The sequence below is a fragment of the Sodalis sp. RH16 genome (genome assembly GCF_047324245.1).
GTDB classification, from domain to species: Bacteria; Pseudomonadota; Gammaproteobacteria; order Enterobacterales; family Enterobacteriaceae; genus Acerihabitans; species Acerihabitans ligni.
The window spans coordinates 961727-985118 of record NZ_CP178737.1; the positions used below are offsets into that span (position 1 = coordinate 961727).

At 58.1% G+C, this 23392-nt stretch carries 19 protein-coding genes; 15 read left to right on the forward strand and 4 right to left on the reverse strand.

The genetic code is table 11. From position 1 onward, the window contains the following. Nucleotides 1-258 precede the first annotated feature (258 nt). Together ACL2XJ_RS04505 and ACL2XJ_RS04510 are read right to left on the reverse strand one after the other, a co-directional pair. A complete protein-coding gene (locus ACL2XJ_RS04505; protein WP_413725772.1) occupies nt 259-1503 on the reverse strand; it encodes an FAD-dependent monooxygenase in 1245 nt (414 codons plus the stop codon). Nucleotides 1504-1748: 245 nt separating this feature from the next. Continuing rightward, complete coding sequence (locus ACL2XJ_RS04510; protein ID WP_413725773.1) at nt 1749-2396, reverse strand: L-fuculose-phosphate aldolase; 648 nt, start codon at nt 2394-2396, stop codon at nt 1749-1751. A 691-nt stretch (nt 2397-3087) separates the two neighbouring features. Here ACL2XJ_RS04510 and ACL2XJ_RS04515 point away from each other — a divergent pair. From ACL2XJ_RS04515 to yicI, 9 genes are all read left to right on the forward strand, one after another. Further along, nucleotides 3088-4587: a sugar ABC transporter ATP-binding protein gene (locus ACL2XJ_RS04515; protein WP_413725774.1), complete on the forward strand. Its 1500-nt coding sequence runs from the start codon at nt 3088-3090 to the stop codon at nt 4585-4587. Nucleotides 4588-4590: 3 nt separating this feature from the next. Continuing rightward, entirely contained in the window at nt 4591-5571 is a 981-nt protein-coding gene (locus tag ACL2XJ_RS04520) for an ABC transporter permease (protein WP_413725775.1), read from the forward strand. A 101-nt stretch (nt 5572-5672) separates the two neighbouring features. Then, nucleotides 5673-6596: an ABC transporter substrate-binding protein gene (locus tag ACL2XJ_RS04525; RefSeq protein ID WP_338091505.1), complete on the forward strand. Its 924-nt coding sequence runs from the start codon at nt 5673-5675 to the stop codon at nt 6594-6596. An 89-nt stretch (nt 6597-6685) separates the two neighbouring features. After that, a complete protein-coding gene (gene fucI / locus ACL2XJ_RS04530; protein WP_132925201.1) occupies nt 6686-8485 on the forward strand; it encodes an L-fucose isomerase in 1800 nt (599 codons plus the stop codon). A gap of 109 nt (nt 8486-8594) precedes the next feature. Further along, complete coding sequence (gene fucK / locus ACL2XJ_RS04535) at nt 8595-10064, forward strand: L-fuculokinase (RefSeq protein WP_413725776.1); 1470 nt, start codon at nt 8595-8597, stop codon at nt 10062-10064. Beyond that, entirely contained in the window at nt 10058-10486 is a 429-nt protein-coding gene (fucU, locus tag ACL2XJ_RS04540) for an L-fucose mutarotase (protein WP_413725777.1), read from the forward strand. Before fucK ends, fucU begins: the two co-directional genes overlap by 7 nt. Nucleotides 10487-10554: 68 nt before the next feature. Further along, entirely contained in the window at nt 10555-11304 is a 750-nt protein-coding gene (fucR, locus tag ACL2XJ_RS04545; RefSeq protein WP_413725778.1) for an L-fucose operon activator, read from the forward strand. Nucleotides 11305-11489: 185 nt separating this feature from the next. After that, nucleotides 11490-12842: a glycoside-pentoside-hexuronide (GPH):cation symporter gene (locus ACL2XJ_RS04550; RefSeq protein WP_132927976.1), complete on the forward strand. Its 1353-nt coding sequence runs from the start codon at nt 11490-11492 to the stop codon at nt 12840-12842. Between the two features lie 66 nt (nt 12843-12908). Continuing rightward, nucleotides 12909-15257: an alpha-xylosidase gene (gene yicI, locus ACL2XJ_RS04555; protein ID WP_413725779.1), complete on the forward strand. Its 2349-nt coding sequence runs from the start codon at nt 12909-12911 to the stop codon at nt 15255-15257. A gap of 129 nt (nt 15258-15386) precedes the next feature. On the opposite strand, the gene ACL2XJ_RS04560 is transcribed toward yicI, so the two are convergent. Continuing rightward, nucleotides 15387-16220 carry a sugar phosphate isomerase/epimerase family protein gene (locus ACL2XJ_RS04560; RefSeq protein WP_413725780.1) on the reverse strand — a complete coding sequence of 278 codons (834 nt, stop codon included), beginning with the start codon at nt 16218-16220 and terminating at the stop codon, nt 15387-15389. Nucleotides 16221-16303: 83 nt separating this feature from the next. Then, complete coding sequence (locus tag ACL2XJ_RS04565; protein WP_413725781.1) at nt 16304-17092, reverse strand: 3-ketoacyl-ACP reductase; 789 nt, start codon at nt 17090-17092, stop codon at nt 16304-16306. A 210-nt stretch (nt 17093-17302) separates the two neighbouring features. Between ACL2XJ_RS04565 and ACL2XJ_RS04570 the strand changes: the two genes are divergently transcribed. From ACL2XJ_RS04570 to ACL2XJ_RS04595, 6 genes are all read left to right on the forward strand, one after another. Beyond that, complete coding sequence (locus tag ACL2XJ_RS04570) at nt 17303-17959, forward strand: TetR/AcrR family transcriptional regulator (protein WP_413725782.1); 657 nt, start codon at nt 17303-17305, stop codon at nt 17957-17959. Between the two features lie 166 nt (nt 17960-18125). Next, nucleotides 18126-18617, forward strand: coding sequence for a MarR family winged helix-turn-helix transcriptional regulator (locus tag ACL2XJ_RS04575; RefSeq protein WP_413725783.1), 492 nt, complete (start codon nt 18126-18128; stop codon nt 18615-18617). After that, nucleotides 18618-20720 carry an FUSC family protein gene (locus ACL2XJ_RS04580; RefSeq protein WP_413725784.1) on the forward strand — a complete coding sequence of 701 codons (2103 nt, stop codon included), beginning with the start codon at nt 18618-18620 and terminating at the stop codon, nt 20718-20720. Continuing rightward, entirely contained in the window at nt 20717-20926 is a 210-nt protein-coding gene (locus tag ACL2XJ_RS04585; protein WP_413725785.1) for a DUF1656 domain-containing protein, read from the forward strand. Before ACL2XJ_RS04580 ends, ACL2XJ_RS04585 begins: the two co-directional genes overlap by 4 nt. A gap of 21 nt (nt 20927-20947) precedes the next feature. Next, complete coding sequence (locus ACL2XJ_RS04590) at nt 20948-21862, forward strand: HlyD family secretion protein (RefSeq protein ID WP_207917953.1); 915 nt, start codon at nt 20948-20950, stop codon at nt 21860-21862. Nucleotides 21863-21864: 2 nt separating this feature from the next. Next, nucleotides 21865-23373: an efflux transporter outer membrane subunit gene (locus tag ACL2XJ_RS04595; RefSeq protein ID WP_413725786.1), complete on the forward strand. Its 1509-nt coding sequence runs from the start codon at nt 21865-21867 to the stop codon at nt 23371-23373. Nucleotides 23374-23392: the final 19 nt, after the last annotated feature.

Below are 23392 nucleotides of genomic sequence, written 5' to 3' on the forward strand. Positions count from 1 at the left end.
AAGGGCCTGGCCGGCCGGAGTGATGGGCTTGGGGGGATATTCCCGCAGTGGTCCCTGCCCGCCGAATACCTCTCCGGTCAGTAAGGGCATTCTAACGGCCCGTCCGCCGGGCGGCAAGGAAGTCTCGGTTGGCAATGAAGAAATCGGGGCGGACTTTCCTATAAAACCCGTCCGCCCCGATGCAGGTATTACGGCCATTGACCGGCTCGGGAAAAATGCCCGGCGAAATAATCCGCCGAAGAGCCGGGGGCTTATATTTCAGCCGTTTACCGGCTCGGGAGCGGAAACCGACGACGCAACCCGCCGGCCGGACGGGCGAAACGCCGTGGCATCGTAGGAAAAGACCCAATGGGCCTCTTGTCCCGCGGCGTGGGGGCTAAGTATGGTTTTCAGCTTATAGCTGAAGTCCCGTTTGAACTGCTGCCAGGGGGACGTCAGATGAAAGCGTTTGCCCCGCGCCCGCGCGGAAAGCTGGACCCGGCTGGTGCGCGGCATCCGTTCCGCTTCATACTGCTGCAGCGCTTCCGTCGCATCAATCCCCGGCACCGCCAGCAGGCTGGCCAGGATATAGCCGTCTTCCAGGGCCATGGCCGCGCCCTGGGCCAGGAACGGCAGCATGGGATGGGCGGCATCTCCCAGCAGCGTAATATGCCCTTTCGACCATTGCTCCATGGGATCGCGATCAAACAGGCCCCATTTGAACACACTCTCGGCCGCGGAGAGTTCCCGCAGCACGTCGGGATGCCAGCCGGCAAATGCCTGCAGCATTTCTTCCCGGCTGCTGGGCACATGCCATGACTCGGCCATCCAGTGCGGCGTTTCACTCACCGCCACGATATTCTGCGCGTTGCCGCCGCTGATGGCATAGGTCACCACGTGGCCGTTGGGCCCCTGCCAGACCGCGGTGACCGGGCTGATGAATTCCGGATGCAGCGCCGCCGGTATGACCGCGCGCCAGCAGATATTGCCGGTGAATAACGGCGCCTCGGCGCCGAACAGGCTATCGCGTACCACTGAATGCACTCCGTCGGCGCCCACTATCACATCCGCCTCGAAGTCTTCATGATCGGAAAAGCGCGCCACCGCAGTTTGGCCATGATTGGTCACCGAAATACAGTGGGCATTCATGGTAACCTGTCGCGGATTGATTAAATTCACCAGCATCGCCAGCAGGTCGGCCCGGTGCAGATGATAACAGTCGGTACCGAACATCCGCCTGCAGGCACCCGCCTGCGGGGTACGGAAATTTTCCCGCCCGGTGCGCCAGTGGCGGCCGATAACGGCTTCCGGCACATAGCCCAGCCGGACCAGAGTATCCCGTAATCCCAGCGCATAGAGAATTTTTACCGCATTAGGGGACATTTGCACCCCCGCCCCCACTTCCCTAAATGCCGCGGTACGTTCAAACAGATGCGCTTCCATGCCCCGTTGCCGCAATGATGCAATCAATGCAGCGCCACCGATCCCTCCGCCGATGACTCCAACACGAAGCTTACGATTCATTCAGATGACCCTTTTAGAATAAACGCTTAATGAAATTGCTTTTCGAACCCACTGCGGCCACGGCCGCTGCGCCCGGATAGGTCCGGCGCAGGGAAAAGGCCTTGTGCCGCGGCATTTAGCGTACTTATGTCAGTCTTGTTCAGCGGTATAGCCGAAGCAATGGCCTAAGGGTCATAGACATATTGCTTATTATTTCAGTAACAAGGTCTATAGGAAGGGATGGATAGCGCCACGGATAATCGTAATCAGCGTTCCACCCGCAGACCGTAGGTTTTGAATTTTTCCACCACCCGGGCGATTTCATCAGACGGCAATACCGGCACCGGCTGGACGATGGGCAGCAGTTTCAGATACAGCGCCGCCAGGACTTCCACCTCATGGGCCAGCCATAACGCCTTGGAAAGATTCTCTTCGGCGGCGATGAGCCCATGATGCTGCAGCAGCGTCGCTTTACGGTGCTCCATGGCGACCGCCACATGTTCGGACAATTCCCGGCTGCCGAAGGTGGCATAAGGCGCGCAGGGAATATCATCCCCGCCGCCGGCGGCAATCATGTAATGAATGGCCGGAATCGGCCGGTTCAAAATTGATACCCCGGTACAGTTTAGGGCATGGTTGTGAATGACCGCGTTGGCGTCCGGACGGGTATGATATACCGCCAGATGAAATCGCCATTCACTGGACGGGATTTTATCTGTTTCACCCCGCCCTTTGCCGTCGACAAACACAATCTGCTGTTCGCCGAGCCGGTCGTAAGGGATACCGGAAGGCGTTATCAACATGCCGTCCTCAAAACGGACGCTGACGTTACCGGCGGTACCCTGGTTAAGCCCCAGGCGTGTCATTTCCAGGCAGGTATCGATAATTTCTCGCGCTAAGGTTGTTCTTTCCATTATTTTTCCTCGACATACCCGTCATACTTCAAGTTGCGGATGCGTTGGCCTTCCAGCAACCCAAATTATTCAGGATATATATAGTTACACTGCATTTAACCCTGACCGATATAATTAACTGAAGGGATATTCGCGAAATCCAGCTGCTGTAAAAATGTGATCGATACAGCATTAATAATGCCGGCGGCCGTGATCAAACTTTGTACGTTAATAAAATGATGCCCGCTTTTTTAATTACCGACCAATACGGACATTTAACAACAATGTCTTTTCCTCGATGATGTTAAATCCACGCAATAAAGTCCGTTATTTTAGTGATTAAACTCACATTTTATTTACATAAAGCCGGTTATGGAGCAGACAGCGTATGTTTTTTAAATTGACCGTTTAGAATTTTCTCCACCGGCAATAAGGGATACGACAAGAACCGATGGCCGTCGCCGGCAACGGGTCTTGATTCGGCGCTCAATAAATAAAAGCATTTTTTTCAGCACATTAAAGCATACGTATCGATCACCATCACAAAATTCATATAAAGGCTTTGTGTCTGAACAGCACATTTCATAAATTGCTAACTCGAGTTAGCGTAAGCAAAAGCCGCTCAAAAAGCACCATGGTGACTGCGCGCTGGGTTTTAAGGATCATCGCCTGAAAGATTAGTCCGCTAATCGGAGTGTTATCCGGAGGCCACATGCCCGAAACAGTTTTGCAAATGAACCATATTACGAAACGATTCCCCGGTGTTTTGGCACTGGATAATGTCAGTTTTGATTTGCAGCGGGGAGAAGTCCATGCACTGCTCGGCGAAAACGGGGCAGGAAAATCCACGCTGATGAAAGTCTTGTCCGGGGTGTATATCTGTGACGAAGGGCAAATATATCTTGAGGGTCAGCCGGTAAATATCACCAGTCCCATTGCCGCTTCCGCCCTGGGCATTGCCATTATTCATCAGGAATTTAATCTCTTCCCGGATTTAACCGTCGAGCAAAATATTTTTATCGGGCGGGAACACCATAAAAACATCAAATGGATTCTTGATGAGACATCGCAGCGCAAGGCGGTGGAGGAGCTGCTGGCCATGCTGAACCTCACCATCCCCCCTACCCGGCTGGTCTTAGCGTTAACCGTGGCGCAGCAGCAGATGGTGGAGATAGCCAAAGCGCTGTCGGTGAACGCCAAAATACTGATTATGGACGAGCCCACCGCCGCGCTGACCGAAAGTGAAATCGATAGTCTGTTTAACGTCATCCGTCTGCTTAAAACGCAGGGAGTCTCCATTGTGTATATCTCCCATCGGCTAGAGGAACTGGCGTTAATCGCCGATCGGGCCACGGTGATGCGCGATGGTAAATACATTGCCACCGTAGACTACACAACGGTGCGCATCGCCCAGTTGATCACCATGATGGTGGGCCGGGAACTGGGGGATATCTACCCGGTCAGGGCCGCCGCTCCCGGCGAGGAGACGGTGCTTAGCGTCAAAAACCTGTGCCGCAGGGGGGTGCTGGATAACATCAGCTTTGAACTTAAGCGGGGGGAAATCCTTGGGTTCGCCGGTCTGATGGGGGCCGGTCGCACTGAGGTGGCCCGCGCCCTGTTCGGCGCCGATGCCATCGACAGCGGCGAGATTACATTGTCAGGCCGCAAGGTGACCGTGGACAGCGTTTACCGCGCTATTTCCCTTGGCATCGGCTATCTCACCGAAGACCGGAAAAAGGACGGCCTGGCCCTGGGGTTGTCCGTGGGCACCAATATCATGCTGAGCAGCTACCGGCAATATGCCAACGCCTGGGGCGTCATCGACGAGAAACGCTGCCGGGAAGCCGGTGAGGATCTCCGCCGCCGGCTGCGGATCAAAACGCCCGATCTGGCTCAATTGGCGGTGAATCTAAGCGGCGGTAATCAGCAGAAGATTATTATTGCCAAATGGTTATGCAAAAACTCGGAAATACTGATTTTTGATGAGCCGACGCGGGGTATTGATGTTGGAGCAAAACTCGAAATATATGAACTGATGAACCGTCTTACCGCCGAAGGCAAATCCATCATTATGATTTCGTCTGAATTACCGGAAATCCTCGGCATGTGCGACAGAATATTGGTCATGCGTCAAGGGCGTATTACTGCCGAATTGCAATCAACGCAAGCGGATCAGGAAAATATAATGAAATATGCGACGTTAGAGGGCTGAATCATGATTGGCATAACCAAATATTTACAGACTGGCACGAATAAAAAACTAAGCAATAAGGTGTTGCTGATGCGTTTCGCGCCCCTGCTGAGTTTGATCCTGCTCATGTTATTTTTCAGCCTGAGCTCGCCCTATTTCTTAAACACCGACAACCTGATGACCATTGCGCTGCAAACCTCGGTCATCGGCATCCTGGCCATCGGCGTGACCTATGTGATTATCACGGCGGGCATTGACCTTTCCCTGGGTTCGGTGGTGGCTTTTTCCGGCGTATTGGTTGGGCTGGCCGCCTCCTTCGGGCTGCCTATCTCCCTGTGCGTCCTGGCCGGCGTGCTGGGAGGCTGGATTTGCGGATTTATCAATGGTTTTCTGGTGACCAAAGGGACCATTCCGCCGTTTATCGCCACCCTCGGGCTGATGATGTCGGCGCGCGGCGTCAATCTGGTGCTTACCGACGGCCGAGCCCTGTACTTTCTGCAGTATCCCGGCTTTCAGATGCTGGCGCAGGGCAAGCTATTCAATTTCCTGCCTTATCCGGTGATCTATCTGATAGTGCTGGCCGCCGGGGCGGCCTATATCCTGAACAAAACCGTTATCGGCCGCTATATCTACGCCGTCGGCAGCAATGAGGAAGCCGCTCACCTGTCGGGTATCAAAGTCAATCGGGTCAAGGTGTTCGTGTACGTTTTCTGCGGCGTGTTGACCGGCATTGCCGGCGTGATATTGGCGTCGCGGCTTAATTCCGCCCAGCCGACGGCCGGGATGGGGTATGAATTGCAGGCCATCGCCGCGGTGGTTATCGGCGGCACCAGCCTGATGGGCGGCGTCGGCACCATCGGCGGCACGATTATCGGGGCGTTCATTATGAGCGTGCTGAATAACGGGCTTAATTTAATCGGCGTATCGCAATTCTGGCAAATGGTGGCCATGGGCATCGTAGTGGTTGCGGCGGTTTATTTGGATACGGTCCGTAAAAGAATTTAATTCCCCGACGTCATTCTTACCTGAACTGTATTACCCAAGGGTATAACGATAAATCACATGAGGTTGTCATGATGAAAATAAAAACGCTTTGCGGCCTGGCAATGATGGCAATATTCGGCATAGGCCAGTCTTATGCCGCTGACCAGCTTTATGTCCCGGTGGTCAGTAAGGGATACCAGCAAGAATTCTGGCAGACGGTGAAATTAGGCACGGAGGCGGCGGCAAAAGATCTGTCGGTAAGAACCAGTTTTGTCGGCCCGTCCGATGAAACCCAAATCGCCGAGCAGATCCAGCTGATGGAGGATACCATCACCCGCCATCCCAACGGGATATTACTCTCGTCCCTGGATGCCAACGCCCTGATTCCCCTGGTGGAGAAAGCCAACGGCCAGCATATCACCGTGGCGACCTTCGACTCGGGGGTGAATTCCGATATCCCGGTCAGCTTTGTCGCCACCAGCAATGTGAAAGCGGGTTCGGCGGCGGCGGATGCGCTGGCCAAGGAGTTGGGCGGTAAGGGAAAGGTCGGCATCGTCGCCCATGTGGCCGGCACCACGTCGGCCATCGAACGCACGGAGGGGTTCACCAAGACCATCAAGGAAAAATACCCGAACATTACGCTGCTGCCGGTGCAGTACAGCGACGGCGATCCGCAGAAAGCCATGGATAAAACCATCGATATGACGCGGGCCAATCCCGATTTGGCGGGTATTTACGCCACCAACGAAGGCTCGACCCTGGGGGTGGCCAATGCCATTAAAACCCTGGGACTGTCCGGCAAGATTAAAGTCATCGGTTTCGACAGCACCGAAGCCATCATCAACTACCTCAAAATCGGCGCTATCCAGGGTTTCATCGTTCAGGACGCCTATCAGATCGGCTATCAGGGATTGACTACCCTGGTGAACTCCATTCGTGGGCAGAAGGTACCTAAATCCGTTGATATTCCGGTGAAATTTGTCACCCAAAGCAACCTGAACGAACCGGCGATTCAGAAATTGCTCTACCCGTTCGGTAAAAAGTAGCTCTCTGAATCAATAAAGGGCGGCGCCGCGCCGTTCGCCGAAGCCCGGCCGGCGCCGCCAATGCTGTTTGGAACAGAAAAGGAATCTTTATGAGCAGTCAACATCTATCTCCCCATCATGCTTCCCCGGCTCCCAAGGTGGGTATCCGTCCGGTTATCGACGGCCGCCGGCTGGGTATCCGCGAATCCCTGGAAGAACAAACCATGAACATGGCCCGCGCCACCGCGGCCTTTTTGACGGATAACCTGCGTTATCCCAACGGTGAAGCGGTGCAGTGCGTAATAGCCGATACCTGTATCGCCGGCATGGCGGAATCCGCCGCCTGCGAAGAAAAATTCAGCACGGAAAATATCGGCCTGACCATCACCGTGACGCCCTGCTGGTGTTACGGCAGCGAAACCATCGATATGGACCCGTTCCGGCCGAAGGCGATTTGGGGCTTCAACGGCACCGAACGGCCCGGCGCCGTCTATCTGGCCGCCGCGCTGGCGGGCCATAATCAGAAAGGGCTGCCGGCTTTCGCCATTTACGGCCACGATGTGCAGGATGGCGGCGATAACAGCATCCCCGGCGATGTACAGGAAAAACTGCTGCGCTTCGCCCGGGCCGGCATCGCGGTGGCGGCCCTGAAAGGCAAAAGCTACCTGTCCATCGGCGGCGTCGCCATGGGCATTGCCGGCTCCATTGTGGATCATGACTTTTTTGAATCCTGGCTGGGCATGAAAGTCCAGGCGGTGGATATGACCGAACTGCGCCGCCGGATGGATCAGCAGATTTATGACGCCGATGAGCTGGAGCTGGCCCTCTCCTGGGCTGACAAGTATTTCCGTTTCGGGAAGGATAAAAACGCGCAGCAATACCGCCAGTCCGAGGAACAGAGCCGCGGGATATTGCGCGAAAGCCTGCTGATGGCGATTTGCATCCGCGACATGATGCAGGGCAGCGCCAAAGTGGCTGAACGGGGCTTTGTGGAAGAATCCCTGGGCTACAACGCCATTGCCGCCGGTTTTCAGGGCCAGCGTCACTGGACCGATCAATACCCCAACGGCGATACCGCCGAGGCACTGCTCAACAGCTCCTTTGACTGGAACGGCGTGCGGGAAGCCATGGTGGTGGCGACGGAAAACGACAGCCTGAACGCGGTAGCCATGCTGTTCGGCCATACATTGACCGGCACCGCGCAGATTTTTGCCGATGTGCGTACCTACTGGTCCCCCGATGCGGTAAAACGCGTTACGCAATACCAGCTGGAAGGCCATGCCGCCGAAGGCATTATCCACCTTATCAACTCCGGTTCGGCGGCGCTGGACGGCACCTGCCGCCAGACCGACGCCGAAGGCAAGCCCACTTTGAAGCCCCATTGGGAAATCAGCGATGAGGAGGCCCAGGCCTGCCTGGCGGCCACCGAATGGTGCCCGGCCATCCATGAATATTTCCGCGGCGGCGGCTATTCGTCCTGTTTTCTGAGCCGCGGCGGCGTGCCCTTCACCATGACGCGGGTCAATATCATCCGCGGGATCGGGCCGGTACTGCAAATCGCCGAAGGCTGGAGCGTCGATCTGCCGGCGGCGGTGCACGATACCCTGAACCAGCGCACCGACCCTACCTGGCCCACCACCTGGTTTGCGCCGCGCCTGACCGGCAAAGGTCCCTTCCGTGATGTCTATTCGGTGATGGCCAACTGGGGCGCCAACCACGGCGTCCTCACCGTCGGCCATGTGGGGGCGGATTTTATCACCCTGGCGGCCATGCTGCGCATTCCGGTATGTATGCACAACGTGGCGGAGGAACAGATATACCGCCCCACCGCCTGGGCCGCCCACGGCATGGACCCGGAAGGACAGGATTACCGCGCCTGCCAAAACTACGGCCCGCTGTACAAAAAATAGCCGCGCCGGCAATTCGTCAGACTGCTGACAAACGGACTCGGAGTTAAAAAGGCGGGACAGGGCATTGAGTCAACAAGCTCGCAAAATCTATCCGGAGGCTAAAGCCGCCATGAGCCAAAATGTTGTCATCGTACTGGATTGCGGCGCCACCAATCTCAGGGCCGTCGCCCTCTCCCCCGAGGGCATGGTGGTGGCGAAGGCGGTTATCCCCAATGCCAGCCGGCCCGGCGGGGAAAACCCCCTCTGGCAGATATGGTCCCTGGACGAAATAATGGCCGGCCTCGGCCAGTGCTGCCGCCGCTTATCCGCAGAGCTTTCCTCCTGCCGCATTCATGCCCTGACCGTCACCACCTTCGGGGTGGACGGCGCATTGGTGGATGCCCAAGGGGAACTGCTCTATCCGGTTATCAGCTGGAAATGCCCGCGCACCGCCGCCGTCATGGCGGATATCGGCCGCTATATCTCCCCGGCGGAGCTCCAGGGCATCTCAGGCGTGGGGCAATTCAGCTTCAATACCCTTTATAAGCTGGTATGGCTGCGTGAAAACCAGCCGCGCCTGCTGGAGAAGGCCCGGGCCTGGCTGTTTATTTCATCCCTAATCAACCACCGGCTGACCGGCGCGTTCACCACCGATCGCACCATGGCGGGCACCAGTCAGCTGCTGGATGTGCAGCAGGGGGATTTCAGCCGGCGGATTTTGCAGAGCGTCGGGCTGGATAACAGGCTTTTCCCGGCTATCGCCGAAGCCGGCGACAGGGTGGGCACGCTGTTGCCCGCCGTCGCCGAACGGTTGGGACTCCCGGCCGGACTGCCGGTGGTCTCTGCCGGCCACGATACCCAGTTTGCCTTGTTCGGTTCCGGCGCCGCCCTCGATCAGCCGGTTCTCTCTTCCGGCACCTGGGAGATCCTCATGGTCCGCAGTCAACGGGTGAATACCGCCATGCTGCCGGAAATAGCCGGATCCACCTGCGAACTGGACAGCCGCGCCGGTTTGTTTAACCCGGGATTGCAATGGCTGGCCTCCGGCGTACTGGAATGGGTCCGCCAGCTGTGCTGGGCCGGCAGCGCCCCCGCCGCGGTCTATCGGGAAATGATTGAAGAAGCCCGGTCAATCCCGCCGGGTACCGACGGCGTGCGTCTGCACGGCAGCCTGGTAGACGCGGCGGCCGGCTGGCAGGGACTGTCGCTGTCGGCCCGGCGCGGCCATATCTATCGCGCTTCTCTGGAAGCACTGTCCGCCACCCTGCGGGATAATCTCACCTTGCTTGAGCGAATCGGCCATTTCACCAGCCAAGAGCTGACGCTGGTGGGGGGCGGCAGCCGCAACGATTTATGGAACCAAATCAAAGCGGATGTGCTGAATTTACCCATCAAGGTGCTCAATGAAGCTGAAACCACCGTGCTGGGGGCGTCCATGTTCGCCTGGAGCGGTATCGGCTATTACGCCACGCCGGAAGCGGCTCGGCAGCAGGTGGCTTATCAATACCAATGGTACAGGCCGGGGGACGACGCCGCCTGTTATCAGCAGCTGTTCCCGCCCTGTCGCGTTACTTCTTTAACAGGAGATGCTTTATGCTGAAAAATATTTCCCCGCTCATTTCTCCCGCGCTGCTGAAAATTCTCGCCGAGATGGGCCACGGCGATGAAATCATCCTGGCGGACGCGTTTTTTCCGGCTCACTCCCTTGGGCCGCAGGTGGTGCGCGCCGACGGGTTGCCGGTGGATGCGCTGCTGGCGGCCATCATCCCGCTGTTCGAGCTGGACAGTTATACCCCGCCGCTGGTGATGATGGCCCCCGGCGCCGGCGATGAGCTGGATCCCGCGGTGGAGGCCCGCTATCTGCAAGCCCTGTTCGGTAAAGGCAGCCATCCGCCGGTAGCCCGCATCGATCGTTACGCGTTTTACCAACGCGCACGGGGGGCTTTTGCCATTGTCCTCACCGGTGAAACGGCTAAATACGGCAATATCTTGTTAAAAAAAGGGGTGACGCCCATATTTTGACCGGTCTATGTCGTATCTTATGCCGACGGTAAGTACCGATTATCCTGACCCAAGGCATCGGAGGGCATATGAAATCAACGCGGCAGCAAGATATTCTGGCGTTAATATCCCAACAGGAGATCCTGAAGGTGGACGAACTGGCGGCCTGGTTCCAGGTCAGCAAAGAGACGATCCGCCGTGATTTCAACAGTTTGCAGGACAGGGGCTTGCTTATCCGCCAGCATGGCCGGGCAAAAAACATTAGACGAGGCGTTCCGGACAACGGCGACTCGTTTAACGAGCGGGTGAAAAGCCACCTATACAGCAAGGCCGACATCGCCGAACAGGCCCTGACCTGGATCGACGAGGACATGGTGATTGCCCTGGACGCCAGCACCACGTGCTGGTATCTGGCGAAAAAACTGCCCGATATCCCCCTGACGGTGTTTACCAACAGCGTCAGGGTCTGTCATGAACTGGAAAAAAAATCCCGTATTACGTTGATAAGCTCCGGCGGCACCCTGCAGCGTAAATATGCCTGTTATAACAATTGCTCGATTTTTTCACTGCTTAAGCATCTGGATATCGACCTGTTTATCTTCTCCTGCGAAGGCATTGATAGTGAAGGCATGATGTGGGACTCCAACGCCATCAACGCCGAATACAAAACCATCTTGCTCCATAAAGCCACCCAATCCCTGCTGCTGATGGATAAAAGCAAGCTCGGGCGTAAAAGCACGGTGAAAATCGGCCCGCTGACCCAGGTGGAACGAATCATATCCGATGCGGGCGACTCACGCATCGTGCCGGTGCTGGCGCATAAGCTGTTCCAGGGTTAGCGGCAACGCCGTCGCGGCAACCGGCAAATAAGCCTGCATGATCACATAAAACAACAAACATAATTACATTATGAAATATCGTAATGGCATGAAGATTTGTAACCCCCTAACTTATTAGCCATCTAAGCTTTTTGTCTTTCCAACCGCGACAGTCGTTGAGGATAAAAACGATGGCAGATTCCTTAATTTCTCATTCAATACTCTCTGTAAAAGAAAAGATCGGTTATGGGCTGGGGGATGCCGCCAGCCATATCGTATTTGATAACGTCATGCTGTATCTGATGTTTTTTTATACCGATATTTTCGGTATCCCGGCGGGCTTCGCCGGCACGATGTTTCTGTTCGCCCGGGCGCTGGACGCCGTTTCCGACCCGCTTATGGGGCTGGCGGCCGACCGTACCCGTACCCGGTGGGGCAAATTCCGCCCTTATGTGCTGTTCGGGGCGATACCCTTCGGGATCGTTTGCGTCATTACCTACAGCACTCCCGATCTCGGCCTGACCGGTAAAATGATCTATGCCTCGGTGACCTATACCCTGCTGACGCTGCTGTACACGGTGGTGAATATTCCTTATTGCGCCCTGGGAGGGGTCATCACCAACGATCCGACCCAGCGTATCTCGCTGCAGTCCTATCGTTTCGTACTGGCCACCGCCGGCGGCATGCTAAGCACGGTACTGATGATGCCGCTGGTGAAACTGGTGGGGGGCACGAACCAGGCCCGTGGATTCCAGGGCGGTATCGCCATTCTTTCGGTGGTGGCGATTATCATGCTGGCGCTGTGTTTCGCCACCACCCGGGAGCGAATCAGCGATCGCACCGCCCTGCAGGGCACCATGCGCGAAGACCTGCGGGATATTATCCATAACGATCAATGGCGTATCGTCGGCATCCTGACCATCCTCAATATCCTGGCGGTATCGGTACGGGGCGGCGCCATGATGTATTACGTCACCTATATCCTCGGCCGTCCGGCGATTTTCGCCCTGTTCCTCGGCACCTATTCGGTGGGCAACCTGATCGGCAGCGCCCTGGCGAAACCGGTCACCGACCGGTATTGCAAAGTGGCGGTATTCTGGTGGACCAACGCCGCGCTGGCGGTATTGAGCTTTGCCATGTTTATGGTGCCGATAGGGGCAAATATCGCCATGTTCTGCTTTATCTTTATCATCGGCGTGCTGCACCAGATGGTCACCCCGATCCAATGGGTGATGATGTCGGATACCGTGGATTACGGCGAATGGACCAACGGTAAACGGCTCACCGGCATCAGCTTCGCCGGCACGCTGTTTGTCCTTAAGCTGGGGCTGGCCCTGGGGGGCGCGGTGATTGGCTGGGTGCTGGCCGGCGCGGGTTATCAAGCGGGAGCCGCCACCCAGAACAGCGGGACGCTGGCGAGCGTGATAGCCCTGTTTACCCTGGCGCCGGGTATCTGTTACCTGCTGAGCGCCATAGTGGCCCAGCGTTTTTATACCCTGCGCACCCCGATGATGAACCGTATTTTAGACGAGTTATCCTTGGGCATAGGACGCAAATAACCGCGGCGGCCGCGTTGAAACAGGCTTAATCAGGTTGAATCATTTATAACGTTTTAAGGCGATAAGATGAAAATAAGCGATGGCAACTGGCTGATACAGCCCGGTTTGCAGCTGACACATCCGCTGCGGGTATTCGAAGTCCGGCGGCAAGGCCGGGATCTGGTGGTATTCGCCGCGCCCCGGGACGTCAGCTCGCGGGGGGACCAATTGGATATCCCTCTGCTTACCCTGCATTTTTTCTCGCCGCAAACCGGCGTTATCGGCGTGCGCATTGAACATTTCCAGGGGCTTCCCGCCCAAACACCCTGTTATCCGTTAAACAAGGATGACTCCACCCTAACCCGCATCGAAGATAACGCGGAATATGCCTCTTTAAGCAGCGGCGACCTGTCGGTACGGGTGAGCAAAGGAGAAAACTGGGCCCTGGACTTTCTCCATGACGGCCGGCGCATCACCGGCAGCGGCGCCCGGTCCGGCGGCTATGTCCAGGACGAGCATAAGGGCAAAAATTACGTCTTCGAACGCTTGGATTTAAGCGTGGGGGAAACGGTGTACGGCCTCGGCGAACGCTTCGGGGCGCTGGTAAAAAACGGCCAGGCCATTGAGACCTGGAATCGGGACGGCGGTACCAGCACCGAACAATCCTACAAAAATATTCCTTTTTATCTCACCAACCGTGGCTATGGCGTGCTGGTAAATCATCCGGAGTGCGTCTCTTTCGAAGTGGCTTCGGAAAAAGTGTCCAAAGTACAGTTCAGCGTCGAAGGCGAGTATCTGGAATACCTGGTGATCGACGGTCCGACGCCCAAACAGGTGCTGGACGGCTACACCCGCCTTACAGGCAGGCCTGCCCTGCCGCCGGCCTGGTCTTTCGGCCTGTGGCTCACCACCTCCTTTACCACCGACTATGACGAAAAAACGGTGAACCGTTTTATCGACGGCATGGCGGAAAGGCGCCTGCCGCTGCATGTGTTTCATTTCGACTGTTTTTGGATGAAGGCGTTTCAGTGGTGCGATTTTACCTGGGACCCGGAAGTCTTTCCCGACCCGGAGGGCATGCTGCGACGACTCAAAGGGAGAGGACTCAAGATCTGTTTATGGATCAATCCCTATATCGGACAGAAATCGCCGCTGTTCAAGCAGGGCATGGAGCAGGGATATTTGCTCAAACGTCCCGACGGACGGGTCTGGCAATGGGATCGCTGGCAGCCGGGCCAGGGCATCGTGGATTTTACCAACCCGGCGGCCTGCGCCTGGTATACCGGCCACTTGCGAAAACTGCTGGAGATGGGGGCCGACTGTTTCAAGACCGACTTCGGCGAACGCATTCCCACCGATGTGGCCTGGTTTAACGGCGCCGATCCGCAGAAAATGCATAATCATTACGCTTATTTATACAATAAAGTGGTTTTTCAGCTCTTACAGGAAAGCCGCGGACGGGAGGATGCGGTGCTGTTTGCCCGTTCGGCTTCGGTTGGGGCGCAGCAGTTCCCGGTGCACTGGGGCGGCGACTGTTATGCCAATTATGAATCCATGGCGGAAAGCCTGCGCGGCGGCCTCTCCCTTGGCATGTCCGGCTTTGGTTTTTGGAGCCATGATATCGGCGGGTTTGAAAATACCGCTCCCGCCCACGTCTATAAACGCTGGTGCGCCTTTGGCCTGCTGTCCAGCCATAGCCGGCTGCACGGCAGCAAATCCTATCGCGTCCCCTGGGTCTACGACGAGGAGGCCTGCGACGTGCTGCGGCATTTTACCCAGTGGAAATGCCGCTTGATGCCTTATATCTACCAGGCGGCGATCCAGGCCGCCGCCGCCGGTACGCCGATGATGCGCGCCATGATGCTGGAATTTCCCGACGATCCCGGCTGCGATTATCTCGATCGTCAATATATGCTGGGGGATGCCCTGCTGGTGGCGCCGGTATTCAGCGAGCATGGCGAGGTTGATGTTTACCTGCCGCCGGGCCGCTGGACCCATCTGTTCAGCAATAAGGAGGCCGTCGGCGGCTGGCGTAAAGAGCGCCATGATTTTCTCAGCCTGCCGCTCTATGTACGGGAGAATACCCTGCTGCCGTTGGGGCAAAACGATCAAAAGCCGGATTATGATTATACCGTTGAGCCGGCGTTTCACCTGTTTGCCCTCGGGGACGGCCGGCAGGCGGTGTGCCGGCTTTCTTCCTGCTCGGCTAAAACGCGTTTCACCCTGGTGGCGGAGCGTCGCGGGCAGGATATTTCTCTGCGGGCCGAAGGGGAAGCCCGTGGTTGGACCCTGTGCCTGCGCAATATACACCGCATTGCGTCGGTAAGCGGCGGCCTGGTCGCGGACGACGCCCAGGGCATAATCATTACTCCGGACCAGGGCGCCGAGCAGCTGACGATCCGGCTGGCGGAATGCACGCAAGCCGGCAGCCGATAAACTAAAGGAGCTTGTTGACAAAGTGTCCGGTCGGGGCAGGCTGCCAGATTGACTCCGAGCATGTTTGTCAGCAGTCTGCGAAGGCACAGGGAACCTGTGCCGGTTATCGCCGCCATAGTCCGAATCCCATCAGCAGTGCCGGCGGTGTCTCTCTTTACAGGTTTCCAGCACCTCATCCGGGTCCCGCCGCCACCAGTTTTTTTCGGAAAATATTTCCACCTCATGAGAGCCCCGGTAGCCCTGGGCCTCCACCGCCCGGCGCATGCGGCGGATATCGATGACGCCGTCCCCCATCATGCCGCGATCCTCCAGCATATCCCGGGTCGGCACCAGCCAATCGCAGATATGGAAGGCCAGCAATCGCTTTTTACCGGCCCGTTCAATTTGCCCGAACAGTTTCGGGTCCCACCAGGTATGGTACACATCCACCGCCAGACCGAGCCCTTCGTCTCCCAGTTCGTCGCACAGGTCATTGGCCTGCTCAAGGGTGTTGACGCAGGCCCGATCGGCGGCATACATGGGGTGCAAGGGCTCGATGGCCAGGGGCATGCCCGCCGGCCGGGCATACTCCAGCAGTTCCGCCAGTCCGTCCATTACCTGCAAACGGGCGCCGGGAAGATCTTTGGATGAACCCGGCAAGCCCCCCACCACCAGCACCAGGCAGGAGGCATTCAGTTCCAGGGCCTCGTCAACCGCCCGCCGGTTGTCATCCAACGCCAGACGGCGCTCTTCGGCGGTGTTGCCGGGGAACATGCCGCCGCGACAATAGCCGGTCACCTTTAGCTGGTGAGAGCGGATCCGCCGTCCGGCCTCATTGAGCCCCAGGGCCTGGACCTGATCCCGCCAGGGGGAGATGCCGCGGATGCCGTGCCGGGCGCAGCCGTCGATAATCTGATCCAGGCGCCACTGCCGGCGCAGGGTGGCGGTGTTGATGGAGAGCAATTGGCCGTCCGGCTCATTCATAGGATATTTCCTTGCTTAACGTTCAACGCGATCGTTCACGATCGCGGAGCTGGTTGATAGCGTACCGGTATATTCGCGCCGGGCTAGAAATGCGGTTTGCCCAGGCCGCCGTCCACATCGATTACCTGGCCGACGGTAAACGGCAATTGCCCGGCGGCGATGGACTGGATGACCCTGGCGATATCCTCAGGCTGTCCCCAGCGCCGCATCGGCACCAGACCGTCGGCAATCAATTGATCGTACTTGGGTTTAACCCCTTGGGTCATGTCGGTTTCAATAATGCCCGGGCGGATTTCATAGACGCCGATACCCTCGTCCGCCAGGCGTAATGCGAACAGTTGGGTCACCATACTGGCCGCCGCCTTGGAGACGCAGTATTCCCCGCGGGAGACCGAAAGGATGTGGGCGCTACAGGAGGTAATATTGATAATGCAGCGATAGGCCGCGTTCAGCCCTCCCTGAGAGAGCATCTGCCTGGCGGCCTTTTGGCACAGAAAAAACATGGCCCGGCTGTTGATGTTCTGGCAATGATCATAACTTTCCAGGGTGACGTCCAGCAAATCCCCACGCCGCAGCGCGGCGGTACCGGCGTTATTCACCAGACAATCCAGGCGACCCCAGCGATGGACAATGGCGTCAATCATGGACTGCTGACTATTCAGGTCGGCGACATCGCCGGCGCAGGCCAAGGCATCAATGCCGTATTGTTGCAGTTCGGCCACCAACGCCTGCTGTCGTTGTCGTCCCTCCTCGTTATCGCGGCCATTTATCGCCACGTTAAAACCGGCCCGCGCCAGGGCGACGGCGCAGCTTTTCCCTATCCCCCGGGTAGACCCGGTGATAAAGGCGACCGGTGGACCGGCATGGTTCATCTTTTTTACCTCCGTAAATTGAACGCCTAATCAACCGGATGGTTGATTAGCGAAGTATAACGTTACGGGACCGTTAAAAAGATGATCCACTTCGCATAATCAACCGGGCGGTTGACTAAGGACCAGGCGCGAGCGCAATATCGGCGGCAACCCATGGCATAGATTGCCGATAGCAATTCATCGTTACGCATCATTCAGTGAGGAAATAACATGTCGGCTGACATCGGCAGCAAACGCAAACGCGATCCCGCCCTGACCCAAAGCCGCATTCTGGCGGCGGCCCGCGAAGAGTTTGCCCAGAAGGGTTTCGACGGCGCCCGTGTGGAAAAAATCGCCGCCGCCGCACAGGTCAATAAGCAACTGCTCTATCACTACTTTGAAAACAAAGACCGTCTGTTTACGCGGGTGCTGGAGGACGCCTACCGCGATATCCGGCAGCAGGAAGCCGCCCTGGCGCTGGATCATTTACCGGCGGATCAAGCGGTAATGGCGCTGGTGGAATTTACCTGGCGCTATTACCTGGCCCATCCGGAATTCATCCGTCTGCTCAACAGCGAAAACCAGATGCAGGCCCGTCATCTCAACCACTCCGCCGACGTGCTGCACATCAACGCCAGCTGGCTGGCTATCGCCAAAAACCTCCTGGCGCGCGGCCGCAGCGAAGGAACCCTTCGAGACGATATAGACGCCATGCAGCTGAATATCAACATTTCGGCGCTGGGCTTCTTTTACCTGATCAACAGCGCCACCCTGTCCCTGGTCTATCAACGGGACCTGACCGCCGCGCAGGCCCTGGAAGATCGCCTGGCGGTGATGAAGGATACTGTCCGCTGCTGGCTAAGACCCATTAGCCTGGCGCAGGCTTGATAATCCCTTGGCCGGTTAACGTTGGCGCGCTTAGTGCGCGGAAACAGGGGTTACCAGAATCAAGGGCTGGTGCTTTGGCAGGGACATACTCCTATATGAGGTATTGACTCCCCTTGCCCCTCGCCATATAGTTAGCAAACTACCTAATTATATGCTACGCATAATCATGACCTTGCCCAAAAATCGCGAACAGACATTAATGACCCTCACCGTCGCCCTGGGATTATTGCAGCGGGCATATCGGGCCAAGGCCGACAAAGTGGTGGCGCCGCTGGGCCTGTCAACCGCCATGGCCTGGCCGCTGGTGCTGATTGGCCGCCATCCGGAAGGCATTCGCCCCGGCGGCCTGTCGGAAGAGTTGGGTATCGAAGGGCCCTCGCTGGTGCGCTCGCTGAATCAGCTGGTGGATGCCGATCTGGTCCTGCGCCAGGAGGATAAGGTAGACAAACGCGCCAAAATTCTGTGCCTGACGCCTGCGGGCAACGCCATTCGGACCCGGATCGAAGACCTGCTCAACGAGCTGCGCGCCGAATTGTTCGATGGGGTATCCGACGAAGACGTCCAGGCCTGTTTGCGGACATTTTGTGTGCTTGAGAAACGATTGGGTATCAATGGTTCCTCTTCCATCGATGCCGAGAACATGACAGATACGCCCTGAATGACGATGACCATGCCGACGATTAAGCTGTTCTCTCGCGCCGAGATCATCTATTCCCTCAAAAGTTTTACCGCTGCCATGCTGGCGTTATATCTGGCCAGCCGCGCCGGGCTGCCCAACAGTTTTTGGTCATTATTGACGGTCTATGTCGTAAGCCAGCCGCTGGCGGGCATGGTGCGCTCAAAAGCGGTCTATCGCCTGTGCGGCACCTTTATCGGCAGCACCGCGACGGTGTTTCTGATCCCGACGCTATCCAATGCTCCGGTGCTGTTATCCCTGGCGATGGCGCTGTGGGTCAGTGTCTGCCTGTTTGTGTCCCTGATGGACAGGACCCCCCGCTCCTATACGTTTATGCTGGCCGGTTATACCGCGGCGTTAATCGGTTTTCCCACGGTACAAACGCCTGATCTGATTTTCAACACCGCCGTGACCCGCGTGGAGGAAATCAGCCTGGGCATCCTGTGCGCTACCCTGCTGCACAGCGTGGTGCTGCCCGCCGGCTTGACCAACAGCGTGATGGGCCTGCTGGATAAAACCCTGACCGATACCCGACGCTGGCTGAAGGATATCTTCTCCACCGGGGCACCGGTTCCCAAGGAAGACTATGACGCTATATCCGCGTCCCGCCTGCGGCTGTCGGTGGATATTACCCAACTGCGCCTGCTGGCCACCCATATTCCCTACGATACGGGAAACCTCACCTGGACCGCGGGGGCGGTTCGCGCCATGCAGGACCGGGTGGCGGAACTGATCCCCACGCTTTCGGCGGTGGAAGACCGGCTTAAGGCGCTGTACAAGGCCGAAGAGGGCTTCAGCCCGGATGTCGTGGCGGTGATTAACCGCATCAGCCAATGGCTGACGGAGCATGACCCGCTGACCGACCGCGTTGACCTGGCCGAATCTCTCACCGCGGCGGAGTTTAACGACCAGCGTCTGCAATTAAGGGATGCCATACAGAGGCTGGAGTCCGGCTCAGGGCAGACGCCGTGGTCGCGGGCGCTGCGGATTTCCCTGGCAAGCTATCTGGAAGAACTGGTGTTGAAATGGCAGGCCTGCATGATATTGCGCCAGGATATTACCCAGGGGATGCGCCACGGGGTGATGCCCCGCCGCCGTATCGCCGCCATCGGTAACCGGGTGCTCCATCGCGATCTCGGCATGGCGCTGCTGTCGTCTCTGGCGGCGTTTATCGCCATCGGTTTCTGCTGTCTGTTCTGGATTATGCTCGGCTGGGATTCCGGGGCGACGGCCGCCATGATGGCGGCGGTCTTTTGCAGCTTTTTCGCGGTGATGGACGATCCGGTGCCCGCCATTAACAATTTCCTGAAATACACCTTTTGGTCAGCGCCTCTCTCGGCCATTTATATTTTGGTGCTGCTGCCCATGGTGCAGGACTTCGGCATGCTGGTGCTGGTTTGCGCGCCGCTGTTTATTGTCCTGGGCTGCTATAGCGCCCGGCCGGCCCTGCTGATGGTCGCCCTGCCGCTGCTGTTCGGCGTGGCCGGCACACTCTCGTCCCATGACACCGACCACGCGGATGTTATTACCTTTATCAATAGCACCACGGCACAACTGTTCGGCACCTTTGTGGCGGCTCGAGTGACCCAGTTATTCCGTTCAGTGGGAGCCGACTGGAGCGCCAGGCGCATCCGCAAGGCCATCCGCCGGGATCTGGTGGTCATGTCCAGCGGAAACCGCACGCATCAGCTGCAGATTTTCGCCGTCCGCATGGTGGACCGTATCGGGTTATTGGTGACCCGTATCGCCCAAGGGGAAGTCACCCGCAATAATATTATCGCCCGCGAAACCCTGCGGGATCTTCGTCTGGGCACCAATGTCATCGCCCTTCAGCAGGCGCGCAGAGCTTTTCCCTCCATCGGTTTTCCCGCCCTGCTGGCCCAATTGGCCGCCCTTTTCCGCACCGCCGAAAACCAGCCCGCGGGGACCTTACTGGCCGCCATTGACGGCGCCTTGACGGAAATCCTCAGGATGCCGGAAAAATCCGCGCACTGGCGCACCGCCATCACCGCGCTGGTGGGGCTGCGCCATAACCTGTTCCCCGACGCTCCCGTCAAACTGCTCGCCGCGGGAGAAACGGCATGATCGGTGAAGCCAGTTTCTGCGGCCTCTATATCCCCTGGTTAATGCTGCTGTCGCTGGCCACGCTGGCGGTATTCTGGCTGGTACGGCGCCTGCTGTTTATCGTCGGCTTCTATCGCTGGGTCTGGCATCCGGCGCTGTTCGATATCGCCGTCTATTTTCTTCTGCTCTACGGGATGACTCATGTTACTTTTTTTGTTCAGCGATAATTTGCGATGAAATCTGAATTAATGACTTTACGCACACGCCAATTCATTCGGGTATTCATCACCTTGCTGGTCACCCTGGCGGCCATCTGGGCAGTGTTGAAACTCTGGGATCATTACGAACTGGCGCCCTGGACCCGAGATGGACGGGTACGGGCCAATGTAGTGGTCATTGCGCCGGATGTTTCCGGTCTGGTAACCGACGTGGCGATTCAGGATAACCAGCGGGTAACCGCCGGTTCGCTGCTGTTCGAGGTGGATCACAGCCGTTACGAACTGGCGGTGCGGCAGGCGCAGGTGGCCCTCGACTCGCAGCGCATCGCCATCGCCCAGGCCCAGCGCGAAGACAAACGCAACGCCCAATTGGGCACGCTGGTGCCTCTGGAGGAGCGCGAACGGACACAAACCCGCCTGGAGCAGGCGCAAAACGCCCTGGCCCAGGCCGAAGTGGCGCTGGATAGCGCTAAGCTGAACCTGCAGCGCGCCCAGGTCCGATCCCCCGTGGACGGTATTGTCACCAATCTCGATCTGCGGCAGGGCAGTTACGCCACCACCGGCAAACCGGTTCTGGCCCTGGTAGACGTTGGTTCGATGTATGTGGAAGGCTATTTTGAAGAGACCAAGCTGCCGCGCATTCATATCGGCGATCCGGTGCGGGTCATTCCCATGGGCGGCCACGGCCCCTTCACCGGCACCGTGCAAAGCATCGCGGCGGGCATCGCCGAACGCGACCGGCTTACCGGCGACAATCTGCTGCCCAGCGTCAACCCTACCTTTAACTGGGTACGTCTGGCGCAGCGGGTGCCGGTCCGGGTGAAAATCAATGCTTCGGATATCGCCCGCCAGCGCCTGGTGGCGGGCCAAACCGTCACCGTGGAAGTCACCGCCCCTAACGCCGGCGGCATCGGCGGCCTGACGTTTATCCGGCAGGGACAATAAGCATGCCGGATTTCGCCTGCCAGCCCTCGGCCCGCCAAGCGGGCGCGTTATTAAAAAGAGCCTTCTTATCCTTGGCGCTGGCCGGATTGTCCGCCTGCGCCATGCTCCCGGTCGGGCCGGACTACCGTCCGCCCGCATCGCCGCTGCTTCATCGCGCCGGCAGCCAGCCCCTGCTGAACGCGGGGGGCAATTCCCAGTCCGCTACGGCCGATGCGCAACCGCTGCCGGATCATTGGTGGCGGCTGTACCGGGATGACCGTCTGGACAGCCTGGTGCGCCAGGCGCTGGCGCATAATACCGATTTACGTATTGCACAGGCCGACCTGGAACGCGAGCTTGCACTGTTAAAAGAAGCCGGCAGCGCCCGCTACCCTGCCCTGTCGGCCAATGCCGAACCCAGCTTCGGCCACCCATCCGGCGTCGCGCTGCTGGCGCCTGATTATGTCCCGCCCAATACCTGGAACTATGACAGCGGCTTGAATCTCTCCTATCAGGTGGATTTATTCGGGCAGATACAACGGGCCATCGAAGCGGCCGATGCCGACAGCCAGGCGGCTCGGGCCGCCCTGGATCTGGTAAAAATCAACGTGGCCGCCAATACCGCCCGCGCTTACGCCGAAGTATGCGCCACCGGTTTACAGCTCCAGACCGCCCGCCGCTCCATCGACCTGCAACAGCAATCGGTGACCTTGACCGATCGCCTGCTCCAGGCCGGACGCACCGGCGAGCTGGATACCCTGCGGGCCAGGGCGCAATTGCAGCAGTTGCAAGCGGCGATACCGCCGCTACAGGCTAGACAGCAGAATGCCCTGTTCCGGCTGGCTACGCTCACCGGCGCCTTGGCGCAGGATTTCCCCCGGGATGTGGCGAATTGCGTTTCGCCGCCGCAGCTGACGCGGCTTATCCCGGTGGGAGACGGCACGGCATTATTGCGCCGCCGTCCGGATATCCGCCAGAACGAACGCCGTCTGGCCGCGGCTACCGCCCGGGTCGGCGTGGCGATGGCCGATCTTTACCCGAAAATCACCTTGGGGTTGGCCGGCAGCTCCGCCGGCTATATGAAAGATATCGGCGGAGGCGACACCTACGGCTGGAGTCTAGGCCCGCTGATTTCGTGGACCCTGCCCAACACCGGCGCGGTTCAGGCGCGCATCGCCCAGGCACAGGCCGGATTACAGGGAGATCTGGCGCGCTTTGACGGTTCCGTCCTGACGGCGGTGGGGGAAGTTGAAACGGCGCTGAACAATTACGCCCGCGAGCTGGACCGGCATCAGGCCCTGCTGGCGGCCGCAGATGAAACCCGACAGGTGGCGGAAAAAACCCGCATGCTCTATGCCAGCGGCAAAATAGGCTATCTGGATGTACTGGACGCCGAACGGGGTATGGCCGCCAGCGATGCCGCCCTGGCGCAATCATCAGGCCAACTGGTGGACGATCAGGTGTTGCTGTTCCTGGCGCTGGGGGGAGGCTGGCAAGATACCCCCGCCGCCGGCGCGCCAAAACAAAGGTAGGCCCGCCATCGCCGATCGT

Bases quoted from the DNA above. Each gene is read 5' to 3' on its own strand.
- fucI (WP_132925201.1), top strand. From the start codon at position 6,686: ATGAGCAGTCAACATCTATCTCCCCATCATGCTTCCCCGGCTCCCAAG.
- ACL2XJ_RS04585 (WP_413725785.1), top strand. From the start codon at position 20,717: ATGATCGGTGAAGCCAGTTTCTGCGGCCTCTATATCCCCTGGTTAATG.
- ACL2XJ_RS04510 (WP_413725773.1), bottom strand. From the start codon at position 2,396: ATGGAAAGAACAACCTTAGCGCGAGAAATTATCGATACCTGCCTGGAA.
- ACL2XJ_RS04590 (WP_207917953.1), top strand. From the start codon at position 20,948: ATGACTTTACGCACACGCCAATTCATTCGGGTATTCATCACCTTGCTG.
- fucK (WP_413725776.1), top strand. From the start codon at position 8,595: ATGAGCCAAAATGTTGTCATCGTACTGGATTGCGGCGCCACCAATCTC.
- ACL2XJ_RS04575 (WP_413725783.1), top strand. From the start codon at position 18,126: ATGACCTTGCCCAAAAATCGCGAACAGACATTAATGACCCTCACCGTC.
- fucU (WP_413725777.1), top strand. From the start codon at position 10,058: ATGCTGAAAAATATTTCCCCGCTCATTTCTCCCGCGCTGCTGAAAATT.
- ACL2XJ_RS04515 (WP_413725774.1), top strand. From the start codon at position 3,088: ATGCCCGAAACAGTTTTGCAAATGAACCATATTACGAAACGATTCCCC.
- ACL2XJ_RS04595 (WP_413725786.1), top strand. From the start codon at position 21,865: ATGCCGGATTTCGCCTGCCAGCCCTCGGCCCGCCAAGCGGGCGCGTTA.
- ACL2XJ_RS04505 (WP_413725772.1), bottom strand. From the start codon at position 1,503: ATGAATCGTAAGCTTCGTGTTGGAGTCATCGGCGGAGGGATCGGTGGC.
- yicI (WP_413725779.1), top strand. From the start codon at position 12,909: ATGAAAATAAGCGATGGCAACTGGCTGATACAGCCCGGTTTGCAGCTG.
- ACL2XJ_RS04520 (WP_413725775.1), top strand. From the start codon at position 4,591: ATGATTGGCATAACCAAATATTTACAGACTGGCACGAATAAAAAACTA.
- ACL2XJ_RS04525 (WP_338091505.1), top strand. From the start codon at position 5,673: ATGATGGCAATATTCGGCATAGGCCAGTCTTATGCCGCTGACCAGCTT.
- fucR (WP_413725778.1), top strand. From the start codon at position 10,555: ATGAAATCAACGCGGCAGCAAGATATTCTGGCGTTAATATCCCAACAG.
- ACL2XJ_RS04570 (WP_413725782.1), top strand. From the start codon at position 17,303: ATGTCGGCTGACATCGGCAGCAAACGCAAACGCGATCCCGCCCTGACC.
- ACL2XJ_RS04580 (WP_413725784.1), top strand. From the start codon at position 18,618: ATGACGATGACCATGCCGACGATTAAGCTGTTCTCTCGCGCCGAGATC.
- ACL2XJ_RS04565 (WP_413725781.1), bottom strand. From the start codon at position 17,092: ATGAACCATGCCGGTCCACCGGTCGCCTTTATCACCGGGTCTACCCGG.
- ACL2XJ_RS04560 (WP_413725780.1), bottom strand. From the start codon at position 16,220: ATGAATGAGCCGGACGGCCAATTGCTCTCCATCAACACCGCCACCCTG.